This is a genomic window from Hyphomicrobiales bacterium (assembly GCA_016125495.1).
GTDB lineage: Bacteria > Pseudomonadota > Alphaproteobacteria > Rhizobiales > RI-29 > RI-29.
In genome coordinates, this window is the sequence record WGLQ01000025.1 from 1 (window position 1) to 16,097 (window position 16,097).

13 protein-coding genes are annotated in these 16,097 nt (G+C 68.3%); 5 read left to right on the top strand and 8 right to left on the bottom strand.

The genetic code is table 11. The annotated features are described in order from the left end of the window. Window positions 1–168 precede the first annotated feature (168 nt). Window positions 169–351 (bottom strand): hypothetical protein, encoded by a 183-nt coding sequence (locus tag GC150_15455; GenBank protein ID MBI1386302.1) that lies wholly within the window; start codon window positions 349–351, stop codon window positions 169–171. Between the two features lie 489 nt (window positions 352–840). Between GC150_15455 and recG the strand changes: the two genes are divergently transcribed. Beyond that, window positions 841–2,952, top strand: coding sequence for an ATP-dependent DNA helicase RecG (recG, locus tag GC150_15460; GenBank protein MBI1386303.1), 2,112 nt, complete (start codon window positions 841–843; stop codon window positions 2,950–2,952). A 107-nt stretch (window positions 2,953–3,059) separates the two neighbouring features. Continuing rightward, window positions 3,060–3,575 carry a DUF1768 domain-containing protein gene (locus GC150_15465; GenBank protein ID MBI1386304.1) on the top strand — a complete coding sequence of 172 codons (516 nt, stop codon included), beginning with the start codon at window positions 3,060–3,062 and terminating at the stop codon, window positions 3,573–3,575. 74 nt (window positions 3,576–3,649) lie between these two features. Here GC150_15465 and GC150_15470 read toward each other — a convergent pair whose 3' ends face one another. The 3 genes from GC150_15470 to GC150_15480 all read right to left on the bottom strand — a co-directional run bounded on the left by GC150_15470 (window position 3,650) and on the right by GC150_15480 (window position 5,739). After that, window positions 3,650–4,150: an arsenate reductase ArsC gene (locus tag GC150_15470; protein ID MBI1386305.1), complete on the bottom strand. Its 501-nt coding sequence runs from the start codon at window positions 4,148–4,150 to the stop codon at window positions 3,650–3,652. Window positions 4,151–4,289: 139 nt separating this feature from the next. Next, window positions 4,290–4,931, bottom strand: coding sequence for a glutathione S-transferase (locus GC150_15475; protein MBI1386306.1), 642 nt, complete (start codon window positions 4,929–4,931; stop codon window positions 4,290–4,292). 31 nt (window positions 4,932–4,962) lie between these two features. Next, window positions 4,963–5,739, bottom strand: a complete 777-nt coding sequence (locus GC150_15480) for a transporter substrate-binding domain-containing protein (protein ID MBI1386307.1) — start codon at window positions 5,737–5,739, stop codon at window positions 4,963–4,965. 137 nt (window positions 5,740–5,876) lie between these two features. Between GC150_15480 and GC150_15485 the strand changes: the two genes are divergently transcribed. Together GC150_15485 and GC150_15490 are read left to right on the top strand one after the other, a co-directional pair. Next, window positions 5,877–6,626: an ATP-binding cassette domain-containing protein gene (locus GC150_15485; GenBank protein MBI1386308.1), complete on the top strand. Its 750-nt coding sequence runs from the start codon at window positions 5,877–5,879 to the stop codon at window positions 6,624–6,626. Between the two features lie 11 nt (window positions 6,627–6,637). Then, window positions 6,638–7,390 (top strand): ABC transporter permease subunit, encoded by a 753-nt coding sequence (locus tag GC150_15490; protein MBI1386309.1) that lies wholly within the window; start codon window positions 6,638–6,640, stop codon window positions 7,388–7,390. A 46-nt stretch (window positions 7,391–7,436) separates the two neighbouring features. Here the strand turns inward: GC150_15490 and GC150_15495 are convergent, their stop codons facing one another. The 4 genes from GC150_15495 to glmU all read right to left on the bottom strand — a co-directional run bounded on the left by GC150_15495 (window position 7,437) and on the right by glmU (window position 14,605). Continuing rightward, entirely contained in the window at window positions 7,437–8,348 is a 912-nt protein-coding gene (locus GC150_15495; protein MBI1386310.1) for a DUF502 domain-containing protein, read from the bottom strand. Window positions 8,349–8,671: 323 nt separating this feature from the next. Further along, window positions 8,672–11,110 carry a hypothetical protein gene (locus GC150_15500; GenBank protein MBI1386311.1) on the bottom strand — a complete coding sequence of 813 codons (2,439 nt, stop codon included), beginning with the start codon at window positions 11,108–11,110 and terminating at the stop codon, window positions 8,672–8,674. A 168-nt stretch (window positions 11,111–11,278) separates the two neighbouring features. Continuing rightward, on the bottom strand, window positions 11,279–13,099 hold the full coding sequence (glmS, locus tag GC150_15505; GenBank protein ID MBI1386312.1) for a glutamine--fructose-6-phosphate transaminase (isomerizing): 1,821 nt from the start codon (window positions 13,097–13,099) through the stop codon (window positions 11,279–11,281). Window positions 13,100–13,201: 102 nt separating this feature from the next. Beyond that, window positions 13,202–14,605 (bottom strand): bifunctional UDP-N-acetylglucosamine diphosphorylase/glucosamine-1-phosphate N-acetyltransferase GlmU, encoded by a 1,404-nt coding sequence (glmU, locus tag GC150_15510; protein MBI1386313.1) that lies wholly within the window; start codon window positions 14,603–14,605, stop codon window positions 13,202–13,204. A 546-nt stretch (window positions 14,606–15,151) separates the two neighbouring features. Here glmU and GC150_15515 point away from each other — a divergent pair. Further along, window positions 15,152–16,087, top strand: a complete 936-nt coding sequence (locus GC150_15515) for a hypothetical protein (protein MBI1386314.1) — start codon at window positions 15,152–15,154, stop codon at window positions 16,085–16,087. Window positions 16,088–16,097: the final 10 nt, after the last annotated feature.

Here is a 16,097-nt window from a genome sequence, read left to right on the forward strand (position 1 = left end):
AACGCGATACGCTCTTCCACCCGACAGCTCTCCTTGAAGGGCATCGCTCGAATCTCCTGGTGATTCGAGCAAGTTGACCTGTCAGGAATGCTCCCGGTCTATGCTGTCAGGGAACTACCCGGTTCGTACCCGCGCCCTTCCCCACGCCACGGCCTCGCCCCCCCACCCTCAGCTCTCGTGCGGCCCTTGCATCTGTCGGAGCGCGGCCTCGATCCGGCGCCAGTCCTTCGCCGCATCCGGGCGGCCATTGCGCTGGAGTTCGACCGCCTTTTGGGCCGCGTCCGCAATGGCTTTGTTGCCCCTGACGTCGAACAGCTTGCGTGCATGCTCGAGGATTTCGGTGGCGTGCATGTCGCTCTCCCTTGAGTTGAGCGCAGGCCCGTCCGGTGACAGCCCCAAGATGTGCCGCTGCGCTCGCGCCCTCTGCGGGATCGCCCGTTCGCGGGCTCGCGGCAATGTCTGCTCGCGGCATTGTCGGCTCGGAGCACGATGGGCTCGTCGCCCCGCCGGCAGGTCCTGCGGTTCTTGCGGTGCTTGGCCTGCAATGGGGCCAGCCGATCACGCCGATCAGTGGCGCGGCCTCGCCTCGGCCCATTCGGCCCGCAAACAACCGAATGGCCGTGCCGGTCGCGATCGGAGCGCCGGTCGCGTCGGCAGGTCCGGCCCCTCATTCTAGCCCAACCGCCATTCCGGCGAAAGGTCGCCCTCCCCCAGCGCCCCGCGCCCGCCCGGTTCCCGCGGGCGCCGCCGTGGTATAGGCATCGCACGCGGCCCGCCCGGCAACCGGCCGCACATGCAGCCCCGGTCCGGCGGCCGGTGCCATCAGACGTCAGGCGAACGATGCGACCCGAAGCCCTCGATCCCCTCTTTGCCTCCGTGCAGTCGCTCGAAGGTGTCGGCCCGAAGATCGCGGGGCTGCTGAAGCGCGCCCTCGCATTGCCGCCGGGGGTCGAGCAGGCCCGCGTCGTCGACCTCTTCTGGCATCTGCCGACCGGGCTCGTCGACCGGCGCGCGCAGCCGGCCGTCGCCAGCGCGGTACCGGGGGCCATCGCGACGCTGCGCCTGCGCGTTCTCAAGCACCAGGCGCCGCCACGCAATTCTCGCGCGCCCTACCGTGTGCAATGCGAGGACGACAGCGGGCGCCTCGATCTCGTCTTCTTTCGGGCCGACCGCACCTACGTCGAGCGGCTGCTGCCCGTCGGCAGCGAGCGCATCGTCTCCGGGCGCATCGAGGCCTATGGCGACAAGTTGCAGATGCCGCACCCGGACTATGCGGTCGCCCCGGAGAATGCCGCGAGCCTGCCGTTGCTGGAACCGGTCTATCCGTTGACGGCCGGCCTCGTCGGTCGCTCCGTCGCGCGCGCGATCGGCCAGGCGCTGACGCGCTTGCCGGCAATCGCGGAATGGCTGGAACAGGGGCTGCGCGAGCGCGAGGGCTGGCCTTCCTTCGCAGAGGCGCTGCACCGCATTCACGTTCCCCGAGAGGTCGGTGACATCTCGAACGTCGGCCCCAACTGGCAACGGCTCGCCTTCGACGAACTGCTCGCCAACCAGCTCGCGCTCGCCGTCGTGCGCGAGAGCCTGCGGGCCCAGCGCGGGCGGGCGATCTCGGGCGATGGGCGCTTGCGCGGGCGGATCGAGGCGGCGCTGCCGTTCCGGCTGACCGGCTCCCAGCGTCAGGCACTCGCCGAAATCTACGACGACATCGGTGCGCCGCGCCGCATGCTGCGCCTCATCCAGGGCGACGTCGGCTCCGGCAAGACGGTGGTGGCGCTGCTCGCCATGGCGACGGTGATCGAGGCCGGCGCCCAGGCCGCGCTGATGGCGCCGACCGAAGTCCTCGCGCGCCAGCATGCCGAAACGATCGCCCCCCTCGCCGAGGCGTCCGGGCTGACGCTCGGGCTCCTAACCGGGCGCGAGAAGGGCAAGCCGAGACGCGAACTGCTCGCCCGCCTCGAGAGCGGCGAGATCGACATACTCATCGGCACGCACGCGCTCTTTCAGCCCGACGTCGTCTTTCGCGACCTCGCCCTCGCCGTCATCGACGAGCAGCACCGCTTCGGCGTGCACCAGCGCCTCGCGCTGCAATCGAAGGGTGGCGGCTATGGCGCCGATGCCCTCGTCATGACCGCAACGCCCATCCCGCGCACCCTCTTGATGACGCATTACGGCGATCTCGATGTTTCGCGGCTGACGGAAAAGCCCGCAGGCCGCAAGCCGGTCAAGACCGTGGCGGTGCCGATCGAGCGGCTCGAGGAGGTGATCGCCGGGCTCGGGCGCGCGCTCGCCGAGGGGGCACAGGTCTACTGGGTCTGCCCCCTCGTCGAGGGCAGCGATGCGAGTGAACTCGCCTCCGCCGAGGAGCGCCACGCCCATCTTCGCCAGCACTTCGGCGACCGGGTCGGCCTCGTGCACGGCCAGATGGCTGCGAGCGCCAAGGACGCGGCCATGGCCGCCTTCGCCGGCAACCAGACCCAGGTCCTCGTCTCGACGACCGTGGTCGAGGTCGGCGTCAATGTGCCCAATGCCACCATCATGGTGATCGAGCACGCCGAACGCTTCGGCCTCGCCCAGTTGCACCAGCTGCGCGGGCGTGTCGGGCGTGGCGACCGCCAATCGTTCTGCACGCTGCTCTATGCCCAGCCGCTCTCCGAGAACGCCAAACTGCGCCTGAAGACGATGTGCGAAACGGAGGACGGTTTCGTCATCGCCGAAGAGGACTTGAGGCTTCGCGGCGGGGGCGAGGTGCTCGGCACCCGCCAGTCCGGCACGCCGGAGTTCCGTGTCGCCCGCACCGCCAACTTCGAGGAATTGCTTTCCATGGCACGGGACGACGCACGGCTGATCCTCGCGCGTGACCCGAAACTCGAAAGCGAACGGGGCCGCGCCCTGCGCACCCTCCTCTACCTCTTCGAGTGTGACGAGGCGATCCGCCTCTTTCGCGCCGGCTGAATGGCGCGCGCCGTGGGGCCGAGCCGCGAGCGGGCGCGTGAAGTTGTGTCGTCTTCGCTTAGATGTTCGAGACACCAGCCATGAGGGACAGCACCGGGAGGCATGCCATGCCGATCGCAATCCCAGAGGACAACAGGATCCTCTACTTCGGCCGCGACCGCGAGATATTCCGCTTCCTCTCGCACTTCCATCCGAGCCCGATCGAACTCGACGGAGCCGTCTGGCCGACCGTCGAGCACTACTATCAGGCACAAAAATCGCCCGCCCCGGACTACCGGGCCGCCATTCTCGGCGCCGCCACGCCGGGTCGGGCAAAGCGTCTTGCAGCGCCGCCTGGAGCCCCGCGACGCATCTCCAAGGATTCCTGGTTCAAGGCGCACGACACATTGCCGCGCCCCGACTGGCACGACATCAAGCTGGACGTCATGCGGCGCGCCGATTTCGCCAAATTCACGCAGAACCCGGACCTAGGCGCACTGCTCCTTGCGACGGGCGATGCCGAGTTGATCGAAGATTCGCCCTCCGAGCCGTTCTGGGGCACCGGTCCCGATGGCGCGGGCCAGAATTGGGCGGGCCGGGTGTTGATGGAGATCAGACGCGCAATGGTTGAGCCGGCCGCCTGAGCGAGGGCCATGCAACGCGGGCCTCATTGCCGGCCACCAACACTTGGAACCGCCACGCCAGCGGGCGCCGCCGCCTATGCCTGCGCGCGACCGATCTCCTCAAGCCGCTTCTGCAGGGTGAGCTTGTCGAGGCTCGCCAGCGGCAGGTTCGTGAAGATCGAGATGCGGTTCATCATCATCCGGTAGGTGTCCGAGAAGGCGAACCGAACTTCGGCCTCGGTGCCGGTGGCGGCGGCCGGATCCGGCACCCCCCAATGGGCGGTCATCGGCTGACCGGGCCAGACCGGACAGGTCTCGCTCGCGGCGCTGTCGCAGACAGTGAAGACGAAATCGAGTTCGGGCGCACCGGGGCCGGAGAACTCCTCCCAGCTCTTCGAGCGCAGCGCAGAAACATCGTGGTTCGCCCGGCGCAGGAGATCGAGCGTGTATGGGTGAACCTGCCCCTTCGGCTGCGAGCCTGCCGAAAAGGTCCGGAAACGCCCCGATCCCACGCGGTTGAGGATCGCCTCGGCGATGACCGAGCGCGCCGAATTCCCGGTGCAGAGAAAGAGGACGTTGAAGACACGGTCACTCATCGCCGGCCTGCCTCCGAACTGGCGCCGATGACCCCGGCCCCGCGAACCGGCAACGGCGAACCATACGCAATCGAGATGCGCGCCCGCTAGCAGCTTCACGTGATACTTTTGTGAACACCGGCCGACGGCGCCGAAGGCCTCAGCCCGTCTTTCGCGCGATCCAGGCCGCGAGCACCGGCCCGTAGCTCGCCATCTCCTCGGCGACCGCCGGCTGACGCGCCAGATGCGCGAGGTACGATGTGACGGTCTCGGGCCAGACAACGGCAAAGCCCATCACCGACGCCAGCCCGTTCACCCATGCCGCGGTGATCGGATAGCCGCAGTCGCCGAGTGCCAGCCCCGGTCCAGGCGGCGCATGCCGCAGCACGTCGCCGAGCTGGTCGACACGGGTCTGGATATCGGCCGCGATGGAGGAAATCGCCTCGCGGTCGACCGGCCGCTTGCCGACATGGGGAAACAGCCTGCGGACGGCCGGCTCGAGGCGCGTGTCGTGATGGCGCGAGCGGGCCCGCACCATGGCGCGCGCCGCCGGGCTAGCGGGCAGCATGGCGGGCTCGGGAAAGGTCTCCTCGAGATACTCCGCGATCGCCTCGCTATCGGCGATGAGCAGGTCCCCGTCCCGCAACGCCGGCAGGTTGCCCGCCGGCACCAGCGCTTTGTATTCCGGCGACCCGTAGCCACCGGGCGGCTCGAGTTCGCTCCACTGCAAGCCCTTGTGCCGCATCACGATGCGCAGTTTGGCGCAGTAGAGGCTCTCGGCGATGGCATACATCTGCAGCACGTCGAAAGCCTCCCCCGCGATGCGCGCCGACCTACTCGGTCAGCTTCCACTTCTTGGCCAGTTCGTCGAAGAGACCAGCCTCTTTCTTCAGCGTGATCCAGGTGTTGACGTAGTTGATCCAGACTTGGTCGCCCTGCGGCATCAGCATGGCCACCGGCGTGCGTGCGCGTGGCGCCGCGACCGGCACGATCTTGAGCGCCGGATATTGGGCGACCAGTTTGAGAGCCTCGATGTTCGAGGTGATGTGCGCATCGGCCCGTCCGGACAGAACCTCCTGAAAATCGCGGGCCGGAGCCTCGACGATTTTCTTCTGGGCGTTCGGGAAGAACTGCATGACCTGCTTTTCCTGCGTCGTCCCGAGGGTCGCGGCAACGGTCACCTCGGGCTTGTCGAGGTCGGCCCAGTCCTGGAAGCGATCGCCGCTCTCGACGCGCACGAGCGGCACCGTTGCGAGCGCGAAATAGCTCATCGAATAGCCGGCGGCCTTGGCACGGGCCGGCGAGATCGATGCCGAGCCGGTGATGTGGTACTTGCCGGCGGTGACGCCGTTGACCAGCGTCTTCCAGTCGGTCGCGACGAATTCCACCTCGACCCCGAGGTCGGTGGCGAGCGCGGTCATCACGTCGATGTCGAAGCCGGTATAGCTGTTGGTGGCCGGATCCTTCATCGTCATCGGGTTCCAGTCGCCCGTGGTGCCGACGAGAAGCTTGCCGCTACTGAGAATCTGCTGGAGCACGGAATCGGCCTGTGCCGCCCCGGCCGTCGCCAGCATCGCGATCGCGGCGACCGCCGCCTTCAGGAATTTCATGTCGACCTCCCTCGAATTGACCGCGGCATGATCGAGCAATCCTGGCACCCGTGCAATGGGATAATCCGATTGCATCGCCCCCGCGCCGGTCGTTAAGTTCGCGGGCACAAGAAGCGGCACCGGCAAGGGGCGAGGGCATGGGGGCGGCTGCGGCGCCGGTCATCGAGATCGACAAGGTCACCAAGCGCTTCGGCGACTTCGAGGCCCTCAAGGGAGTCTCCCTGAGTATCCAGGGCGGTGAGCGCGTGGTCGTTTGCGGGCCCTCCGGTTCCGGCAAGTCGACGCTCGCGCGCTGCATCAACGGCCTCGAGGAGCACCAGACCGGCACCATCCGAGTGAACGGCGTCTCGTTGGACGGCTCACGCACCAGCCTCAAGAAGGTGCGCGCCGACGTCGGCATGGTCTTCCAGCAGTTCAACCTCTTTCCCCATCTCACCGTGATGGAGAACCTGACGCTCGGGCCGGTGCGCGCGCGCGGCATGTCACGCGAGGCGGCCCGGGCGCTCGCGGCGCGCTATCTCGAGCGGGTGCACATTCCCGAGCAGGCGGAGAAATATCCGCGCCAACTCTCGGGCGGCCAGCAGCAGCGCGTCGCGATCGCCCGCGCACTGTGCATGGAGCCGAAAATCCTGCTGTTCGACGAACCGACCTCGGCCCTCGATCCCGAGATGATCAACGAAGTGCTCGACGTCATGGTCGAACTGGCGGCGAGCGGCATGACCATGCTCTGCGTCACCCACGAGATGGGCTTCGCCCGCCGCGTCGCCGACACCATGGTGTTCATGGACCACGGCGAGATCGTCGAGCGGGCCCCGCCCGAAACCTTCTTTACGGCTCCGCGCAGCGAGCGCTGCCGCGCCTTCCTCGAACGCATCCTGAAGCACTGAGAAGGCCCATCATGCCGCGCCGCGCCCTCGCCCTTGCCGCCACCCTCGCGCTCCTGCTGCCGCTCGCCGGCTGCTCGGGAAGCTGGGGCTGGTACGTCGTCGACCCGACGACGAAGGGGGGCATGGTCAACCTCAAGTTCATGCTCAGTGGCCTGCAGTACACCATCCTGCTCTCGCTGACGGCGATCTCGATCTCGGTGGTGCTCGGCCTGCTGGTGGCGCTGCCGGGCCTTTCGCGCAACCGCTGGCTCCGCGGCCTCTCGCGTGGCTACGTCGAACTGGTGCGCGCGGTGCCGATCCTCGTTTTGATCCTCTGGGTCTATTACGGTCTGCCGCCGCTCACCGGGCTGGCGATCAGCGTGTTCTGGGCGGGCGTCATCGCTCTCGCGCTCTCCGACAGCGCCTTCGAGGCCGAGATTTTCCGCGCCGGCATCCAATCGATCGCCAAGGGCCAGTACGAGGCCGCGCACTCGATCAACCTCGGCTATGCCGACACCATGCGCTTCGTGATCCTGCCTCAGGCAATCCGGCGGATCCTGCCGGCGCTCGGCAACCAGCTGGTCTACATGCTGAAAATGAGTTCGCTGGTCTCGGTCATCGGGATGCCCGAACTGACCCGCAAAGCCAATGAACTGGTCGTGACGGAATACCGTCCGCTGGAAATCTACACCGTTCTGGTTCTGGAATACCTGGTGCTGATCCTCATCGTCTCGGCCGGTGTGCGCTGGCTCGAGCGACGCCTGCAGACCGACGAGCGCGGTTGAGCGAGCAGGACCGTAAGGGCGCTCGGGTGGTCGTGAACGCCGGCCCCTAACGGCTGGCGGGATAGGGACGCCCGGTGACCGGATCGACCCCGGTCAAGCGCCCCGCCTCCTCGCGCGAGAGGGTCGGCAGAGCGCCGGCAGCGCCGTGCGGACCGCCGGACGACGGGCCCGCAGCCGCAGGCTTGACGCCCCCGGCCGGAGCGGCCTGCTCCCCGCCACCGCGCGGACCACGCAGTTTCGCTACCATCGGATTGTCGCTCCGCGAGGTCGGGCCGGTCTCGCCCTCGGGTGTCGTTCCGAGCGCTCCATCCTCCTGCCCGCCCTCGCCTCCGCCATCCGACGGTCGCGGGAACTCGGGAACGACGAGGCCCGCCGAGATCACCATCTTGGCCCCCTCCTCGACGCTCATGTCGAGCACGACGATGTCCTCGCGTGGCACGAACAGCAGGAATCCCGAGGTCGGGTTGGGCGTCGTCGGAAGGAACACACTGACGAGCGGCGTCGGCCCCTCCCACTTTTCGGCGATTTCACCTGTGGTGTCGGTCGATATGAAGACGATGCAATAGAGCCCGCGGCGCGGGTATTCGATCAAACCAACCTGCTGGAAGCTCTGGTTCGACTGCGAAAGAACCGTCTCGAAGATCTGTTTGAGACCGGCATAGACGCTGCGCACGACCGGCATGCGCGCCAGCATGCTCTCGCCATAACTGATCACCGTGCGACCGAGCAGGTTCGCCGCCAGCGCACCGATCATCATCAGGGCCACGGCCGCGAAGATGAGACCCGCGCCCGGCACCGCGAACGGCAGATAGGTGTCCGGCAGATAGCGCGTCGGAATGAGCGGCTTCACCCAGGCATCGACGACGTTGATGAACCACCAGACGATGTAGAGCGTGATGGTGACCGGTCCGACGATGACGAGCCCGGTGAGGAACCAATTCCGCAGCCGAGCACCCATCCGCACGCCACCGCGTTCGGCCTCGGCCTTGCGCCTCGCATCCGCCTCGGCCTTCGCCTTGTTCCGCGCCCCGCCGGAACTGCTACGCTTCCAAGTCGACATCAGCCTTCCCGCACCACGACGCGCATTGGCTCGCCAGTTCCGCCGCGGATGTTTCGTCAGGACCGATCCGACCGGCAACTTCGGCGTGGTCGATCCTGCCTCTCGGGCACGCGCATGGCCTCGGCCAACGGCACCCGCGCGGCCAAGCTAGCAGGACGGCGCGCGCAAGCAAGTCGGCCCGCACCACCACCCTGAAGCAGGCCCGTAAGCCACACCCTGGATCATCGCACCAAGAAGCAGTCGATTTGTGAACGGCGCAGCTTCTGACAAACGGAAAGAGATTCCTGTTCGCTCGCGAAAGGTCCGACCCGTACCCGGAAGAACGTACCCATGTTGCCGAGCAGCGTTTCCTCGATACTCGCCTCGTAGCTGCCGATGACCTCCTGGTGCTTCACCATCAGCCTCGCGGCGAGTTCGCGTGCCTCGCTCTCGCTGCGCAGCGCCGCGACCTGGAGACTGAAGGCCCCGCTCCTCGGGGCGGGCTTGGCTTGGGCAGTCGGCACGCGTTGCCGCGTGGGCGCACCCGCCGGCGCGAGCGAAGCGTATTGCGTCGGTGGCGGAGGCGCGACGACCGCTGGCCGTGCGGGGCTGACGGCTGCCACCGGTTCGCCAGCCGGGGGGGCGACGGTGGCCACCGAGCCGGACCATGCGCCATCGCTCGAGCTGGCGTTCCTGCGCTGGCCGTTCGAAGCGGCCGATGGCGCCGAAAGCATAGACCCGCCCTCACGCTCTTCGCCCCAGGGCGAGGCACGGCCGCGGGCCGGGGCTGGCGATCCCGAGGCCGGCGCGCCTGCCGTCGGCGCTGCCGATGAGGGAGTGAAGAGGTTGGTGAGCATGGCGAGTACAGTGCCCTGCGGTGCTGTCGCCTGCGGTGCGCGCGGCTCCGCCGGTGTTGCAGGTGCTGTCGCGGGTCCTTGCGACGACGGAACCGATGCGCCGCCCGACGCTGGCGCGGAAACGGTCTGTGCTGTCCAGGTCGATCCGGTGCCCGCCGGACGCGAGCCCGGTGCCGCGCCCACCACGGTGGGCGTCGCTGCCGGGGCACCCGAACCGGCACTGAAAATGCTCGGCGCCAGCGGAACGGTCGGCGTCGCCGTGCCGGAAGGATTCGAAACCACCGCCGGCCGGCGCGTGCGTTGCGGCCCGGGTTGCACCGTGCCGATGATACCCGTTTCGCCACGCGCACCGAACGGGGAAGCGCTCGGCGTGCCCGACGCTGCGGAAGAATTCCCGTCTTCCGGCGCGAGGGCCGCGAGCACCATGGTCTCGAAAGCGGTCGGAGCCGCCGGCGCTGCCGGCCGCGCCGCGCCACGGGCCGTCGCAGGGGCCGCGGCGGCGGATGGCGCGGCAACCGAAGGCGCCGTGGTGCCCTGATCGAGATCGACCTGCCAAGCCGTCGCCGGCGGACGGCCGCTGTCACCGGCGCTCGCGGTGCGCACCCTGCGCCCACGGAGATCGAGAGGCCCGGCATCGTCACGGCTGAATGCGCCGCTCGCCGCTCCTGCGGAGACATCGGTCCCTGCACCCGCCGCCGACGCGCTCTGCTGCGACGGTCCGGAAGCCGCCTGGCCGCCACCGAACAACGCCGCGAGGCCATCGCTCAAGAACGAACCGAGGCCGCCATTGGATGCGGCGGGCGTCGTGCTCCAACCACCGCTCGCGGTGGTCGTCGAGGCCGGTCGCTGGGCGGTGGCCACTTCGGCACCGCTCGGAGCGGTACTCGCGCCCGCGACCGGAGCCCCTTGCGACACGACCGGTCCAGCCGTCCCGACCACCGGTGCTGCAGGAACTTGTGCAGCCGCGCCGGTTCGCGCCTGAGCGACAGCCGTAGCACTCGGAGATGCGCCGGGGGCCGGGGCCGCAGCGATCAGTGGCACGGACGAAGCTGCGGCGGCGGACGGGGCGGAAGCCGCCGAACCGGACGCCGGGAAACGCGACGCAGTGGAACTCGCCCAGCCGCGCTCATCGAGCGCCGATCCCGCCCCAGCGGACGCCGGCCGAACCGCCGCCGTCCTGGCGGGCCGGGCAGCCGACGGCGCAGCTTGTGGGGAATCGAGCGACCATCCGCCACCAGAAGCGGCCGTTGCCGCAACGCTCGCAGCTCCTGGCGCCGCGACACCGCCCGTGCCCGGAGCCCCCGCCTGCCGGCTTTCTGCAACGGAACCAGCCGACGGCGAGGCAACAGCGGCCACCGTCGCCGGCGCCGTACCACCATTGCTCGCCGACGAACTGCGGGCCGGGGCAGGAGCACTGGTGGCGCCCGCAGTCGTCGTCGGCGAACGAGAGGCACCGACTCCGACCGCCCCGTAGGCGGCCGCACGCCGCGATTCCGCGTCGGCCCTTTCCTCGGGCGTCAGCTGGCCGAGCCAGATGGCGCTGGTAAAATCGGCGATCGCCTGGGCGTGCTTGTCGCTGGCGCTGAGGGCAAGCGCACGCAGATAGTAGGCGCGTGCAGTTTCGGCCGGTGCTAACCCTGCCGCCAGCGCGTCGGTCGCCGCCTTGGCCGCCTGTTCGTGGCGCCCAGCCTGGTAAGACTTGCGCGCTTCGACGAGCAACGGGCTCTCGGCGCGCGCGAGCGTCACGGTCAGCCCGGTGGTCGCTGTCGCCACCACCAGAGCCCCCGCCAGAGCGGCGAGCCGAAGCCGCGTTGCCACATTCATCTTGCGTAAACCCGAATCACTTGCCTGCCAAAGGCTTGGTTGAAGCTACGACAACCATTGCTTTGAGGCAAATGAGCGACGGACTTACACCTTGGATATGCACCGTTCACGAACCGTGAGAAAGCAGTCGATCCCGCCTCGAACAGGTACTTCGCCGTCCATGTTCAATCATTCGACCGTGACGGACTTCGCCAGATTGCGCGGCTGATCGACGTCCGTGCCCATGAGCACGGCCGTGTGGTAGGCGAGAAGCTGCACCGGCACCGCATAGACGAGGGGCGTCACCATCGGATGGCATTTCGGCACCTGGATGGTGGCGAGCGTCCGACAACCGATCTCGGCAGGATCGGCGTCGGTGATCAGGATGATCTGGCCGCCACGCGCCGCTACCTCCTGCATGTTCGAGACGGTCTTGTCGAAGAGTTCGTCCTTCGGCGCGACGACGACGACGGGCACGTTTTCATCGATGAGCGCGATCGGCCCGTGCTTGAGTTCTCCTGCCGGATAACCTTCGGCGTGGATGTAGGAAATCTCCTTGAGCTTGAGCGCGCCCTCCATCGCCAGCGGAAACCCGGTGCCCCGCCCGAGATAGAGCACGTCTCGTGCCCGCGAGAGGTCGTGGGCCAACCGCTCGAACTGGCGCTCGCCCCGCAGCAGCTCCGAGATGATGCGTGGCACGCCGGCCAGGGCATCGATCAACTCGCGCTCGTGCTCGCGCGAAAGGGTGCCCCGCGCCCGCGCGAGGCCCAACGCAAAGCTCGCCAGCACGCTCAGCTGGCAGGTGAACGCCTTGGTCGAGGCAACGCCGATCTCCGGCCCCGCCAGCGTCGGCAGGATGACGTGCGACTCGCGCGCGATCGTCGATTCCCGCACGTTCACGACCGAGGCGATCCGCTGGCCCCCCGCCTTGCAATAGCGCAGCGTCGCCAGTGTGTCGGCGGTCTCACCCGACTGCGAAATGAAAAGCGCGAGCCCCCCCTCGACCAGCGGCGCCTCGCGGTAGCGGAACTCGGAGGCGACATCGATTTCGACCGGCACGCGCGCGAGGCGCTCGATCCAGTACTTGCCGACGAGCCCGGCGTAATAGGCCGTGCCGCAGGCCGAGATGGAAATGCGGGGCACCGCCGCCAGATCGATACCGATCTCGGGAATCCGCACCGCGCCATTGGCGAGATCGAGATAGTTCGCGAGCGTGTGCCCGATCACCTCCGGCTGCTCGTGGATCTCCTTGTGCATGAAGTGGCGGTGATTGCCCTTGTCGACAAGGAGGGCCGAGGCCTGCGAACGCACCACCGGGCGGTGCACCTCGTTTCCTGAAGAGTCCAGGATCGTCGCTCCGGCGCGGGTGACGATCACCCAGTCGCCGTCCTCGAGATAGCTGATCGAATCGGTGAACGGCGCGAGCGCGATGGCATCCGAGCCGAGGTACATTTCCTCGTCGCCGTGCCCGATCGCGAGCGGCGGTCCCTGACGCGCGCCGATGAGCAGATCGTCCTCGCCCGCGAAGATCACGCCGAGCGCAAAGGCTCCCTCGAGGCGGGCGAGACTGCGCGCGACCGCTTCGCGCGGACTGGCACCCCGGTCGAGCTCGCGAGCGATGAGATGGGCGACCACCTCGGTATCGGTCTCGGTCGTGAACTCGGCGCCGCCCGCGATCAATTCCTCCTTCAGCGGGCGGAAATTCTCGATGATGCCGTTGTGCACGACGCAGACGCGCCCGACGACGTGCGGGTGCGCGTTGCGTTCGGTCGGCGCACCGTGCGTCGCCCAGCGGGTATGACCGATACCGCTGTGCCCGGCGAGCGGCGAACTGGCGAGCCGCGCCTCGAGGTTGCGTAGTTTGCCTTCCGCCCGCCGGCGCTCGATGCCGCCCGGCTCCACCGTGGCGACCCCGGCCGAATCGTAACCGCGATATTCCAGCCGCTTCAGTGCATCGACGAGCGCGGGCGCCACGGGGCCCCGGCCGAGAATTCCAACGATGCCGCACATCCGCCCTGCTCCCTCGATGCCTTGTCACGTCCGTGGCGACCGTACGGACATCCGAACGTCATCCGTCACCGGCTCCGCGCTGCCGGCCGGTGTCCGGTGCGATCAATGATGCTCGTCCCCGCCACCACCCTTTCGCCCATCGCGCCGCGCGTCGCGCTCCGCCTTGATGCGAGCCATGCGCTCGCGAAAGCGCGTCGCCCAGCCGGGGCGCACGTCCTGGGTCGCGCGCGTCAGCGCCAGATCGCCATCGGCGACATCGCGCGTCACCACGCTGCCCGATCCGATATAGGCATCGACACCGATGCGCACGGGCGCAACGAGGGCCGAGTTCGAGCCGATGAACGCGCCGGACCCGATCTCCGTGCGATGCTTGAAATAGCCATCGTAGTTGCAGGTGATCGTGCCGGCACCGACGTTGGCCTTGGCCCCGACCGAGGCGTCGCCGATGTAGGAGAGGTGGTTGACCTTGGCGCCCTCGCCGATTTCTGCGGCCTTGACCTCGACGAAGTTTCCGATGCGCGCACCGGCGGCGAGCACGGTGCCGGGGCGTAATCTCGCGAACGGTCCGACCTGGGCACCGTCGCCGATGCGCACCCCTTCGAGATGGCTGTGCGCCCGGACGGTGACGCGCTCGCCGACCTCGACGCCGGGGCCGAACACCACGTTCGGTTCGATCGTCACGTCTTGTCCGAAGCGGGTGTCGAAAGCGAGGTAAACGCTCGCGGGATCGCGCATCGTCACGCCGCCGAGCATCGCCCTTTCGCGCAACCGGTGCTGGCAGAGCGCCTCGGCCTCGGCCAACTGCACGCGATTGTTGATGCCGAGGACCTCGCTTTCCTCACAGGCCAGCGCCACGGCGGTAAGGTTTCGCGCCCGACCGATGGCGACCGTGTCGGTCAGATAGAACTCGCCCTTGGCGTTGCGATTGTCGAGGCTGGCGAGCAACCCGGAGAGATTCTGGCCCCGGAATGCCAGAACGCCCGAGTTGCAGAACTCGATCGCCCGCTCGGCGGGGCTTGCGTCGTTGTGCTCGCGGATGGCGACGAGGATGCCGGATTCCTGTGTGATGAGGCGGCCGTAGCCGGTCGGATCGGCGGCACGAAAGCCGAGCACGACGATGTCCGCCCCTTGCGCGAGACGCTCGCGCATGCGCCCGAGCGTTGCGACCGTGATCAAGGGGGTATCGGCATAGAGCACCAGGACGTCGCCATCGTGCGCGGCGATCGCGGGTCCGGCGGCACGCACCGCATCACCCGTTCCGGCCTGCGCCTCCTGGACGAAAATGCTGGCGGCGGGTGCCCAGCGCAGGGCCTCCCTTCGCACGTCGTCCATGTCCGGACCGATGACCACGGCGATCGCGCTGGCACCGAGTTCGGTCGCGGAGGCGACGACGTGCCCGAGCATCGAGCGGCCGGCGATCTCGTGCAGCACCTTGGGGCGCGCCGAGCGCATCCGCGTGCCCTTGCCAGCGGCGAGGATGATGACCAGCAGAGGTCTCGTTGTCATGGTGTCCTCGGGCTCTCCTGCCGGCTCCAGTGTCCGACGGGGCAATTCCCACCGGTCGCGAATGGCCACCGTGGCCAGTTCCATGGGGGGGGCCGGACGGACCGCTCCCCCGACGTCCCCCGGCAACCCGATCACCCCCTTACGGCCCGGCGCCGGAACCCGGAAACGAGAGTGCGAGGATGGGCGATTCGCTCGCCCACCACGCAGCGTCACTGGCTCTGGCACGATGTTCGGTCGGGTTCCAGTGTCTCGGCGATCAATTCACGTTTCTTCGGATAACCGGCCGGCACCCCCGGTGAACCAAGCCCCGCCAGTCACAAATGTTGCATCGGCGCCATTATCCACAGTCGCGCACGCACCAGAGCCGACCCGGCGACCCGGCACGTTGACGTCAGAAGCTGACTCACCAAACCCTCGTGCGATCGAGCAGTGGACGAGAGACCGGGTCCCCTGCGAACCGCTGCTGCGTCCGGATGACATGGAGGCGGAACGGGTTGGATTGCAGAGAGCCTGGCACGGACTCGGCACAAAGCGAGTGATGATGGGATGAGCAAAGTCGCTGCCAACGAGAGCACGAACCCGAGCATGCAGCTCTACCTGCTCGGCTGGTGCGCCTTGGCCATCGGGGCCATCGGATACATTGCGTTTCTCGCCATCGGCGAGGACAAACTCAGCGACCGCCTTCCCATTTCCGGTGCGCGGCCGCAGGCGCTCGACACCACCCAGCTCACCGAGCAAGCCCGTGCCACGGAGCGCGCCATCGCCACCATCAGCGAGAACGTCGAATCCCTGAAGCGCACGGTCGCCGAGGTGCGCCGCGAGACGGTCGCCGTACGCCAGGACGTCACCACGTTGCAGGCGTGGCGGACCGAGATCGAGCAGGTCCTGCCGCAGGTGGCCAGCACCGAAATCTCTGGCACCGATGGCACGGACAGCCCGACGCCAGCCGCCGCCACTACGCCGCAGGTCGTCGTCGGTGTGCCGGACGCTCCCGGGCAGGGACCTGCGGCCACGGCCGAAATCGAGGGCGTCACCTTCCCGGCGGGTGGCGGCACACCCGAAATCGTATCGTCGCAGGAGATCGCCAGCAGCCTGCAAGTGAGTGCGCCGTCGCTGATCGTCGCCCCGCCCCAGGCGACCGCGCCGGCCCAGCCTGTGGCCGGCGTGACCCCGGTCGCCGCCCCGCCGCCACCTCCGCCCGTCGTGCCGCTGCCCGACCGGGGAACCTACGGCGTCGAACTCGCCAGGGGGCCGAACATCGAGGCCATCCGCCTCAGCTGGGACCTCCTCAACGAACGCCACTCCCAATTGTTCCAGGGACTGGGAACCCGCTATCTCGCCTCGAACAACGGCGGCGCCAATCCTTATCGGCTGATCGCCGGGCCGTTCCGCAACAAGACCGAGGCGGTCAACCTCTGCGCACGCCTCGCGACCGTGAGCCTCGCCTGCCGGCCGACCGCCTTCGGCGGCTCTCTGCTCTGATCGTCGGGAC

Bases quoted from the DNA above. Each gene is read 5' to 3' on its own strand.
- GC150_15455 (MBI1386302.1), bottom strand. From the start codon at position 351: ATGCACGCCACCGAAATCCTCGAGCATGCACGCAAGCTGTTCGACGTC.
- recG (MBI1386303.1), top strand. From the start codon at position 841: ATGCGACCCGAAGCCCTCGATCCCCTCTTTGCCTCCGTGCAGTCGCTC.
- GC150_15465 (MBI1386304.1), top strand. From the start codon at position 3,060: ATGCCGATCGCAATCCCAGAGGACAACAGGATCCTCTACTTCGGCCGC.
- GC150_15470 (MBI1386305.1), bottom strand. From the start codon at position 4,150: ATGAGTGACCGTGTCTTCAACGTCCTCTTTCTCTGCACCGGGAATTCG.
- GC150_15480 (MBI1386307.1), bottom strand. From the start codon at position 5,739: ATGAAATTCCTGAAGGCGGCGGTCGCCGCGATCGCGATGCTGGCGACG.
- GC150_15485 (MBI1386308.1), top strand. From the start codon at position 5,877: ATGGGGGCGGCTGCGGCGCCGGTCATCGAGATCGACAAGGTCACCAAG.
- GC150_15490 (MBI1386309.1), top strand. From the start codon at position 6,638: ATGCCGCGCCGCGCCCTCGCCCTTGCCGCCACCCTCGCGCTCCTGCTG.
- GC150_15495 (MBI1386310.1), bottom strand. From the start codon at position 8,348: ATGGGTGCTCGGCTGCGGAATTGGTTCCTCACCGGGCTCGTCATCGTC.
- GC150_15500 (MBI1386311.1), bottom strand. From the start codon at position 11,110: ATGAATGTGGCAACGCGGCTTCGGCTCGCCGCTCTGGCGGGGGCTCTG.
- glmS (MBI1386312.1), bottom strand. From the start codon at position 13,099: ATGTGCGGCATCGTTGGAATTCTCGGCCGGGGCCCCGTGGCGCCCGCG.
- glmU (MBI1386313.1), bottom strand. From the start codon at position 14,605: ATGACAACGAGACCTCTGCTGGTCATCATCCTCGCCGCTGGCAAGGGC.
- GC150_15515 (MBI1386314.1), top strand. From the start codon at position 15,152: ATGAGCAAAGTCGCTGCCAACGAGAGCACGAACCCGAGCATGCAGCTC.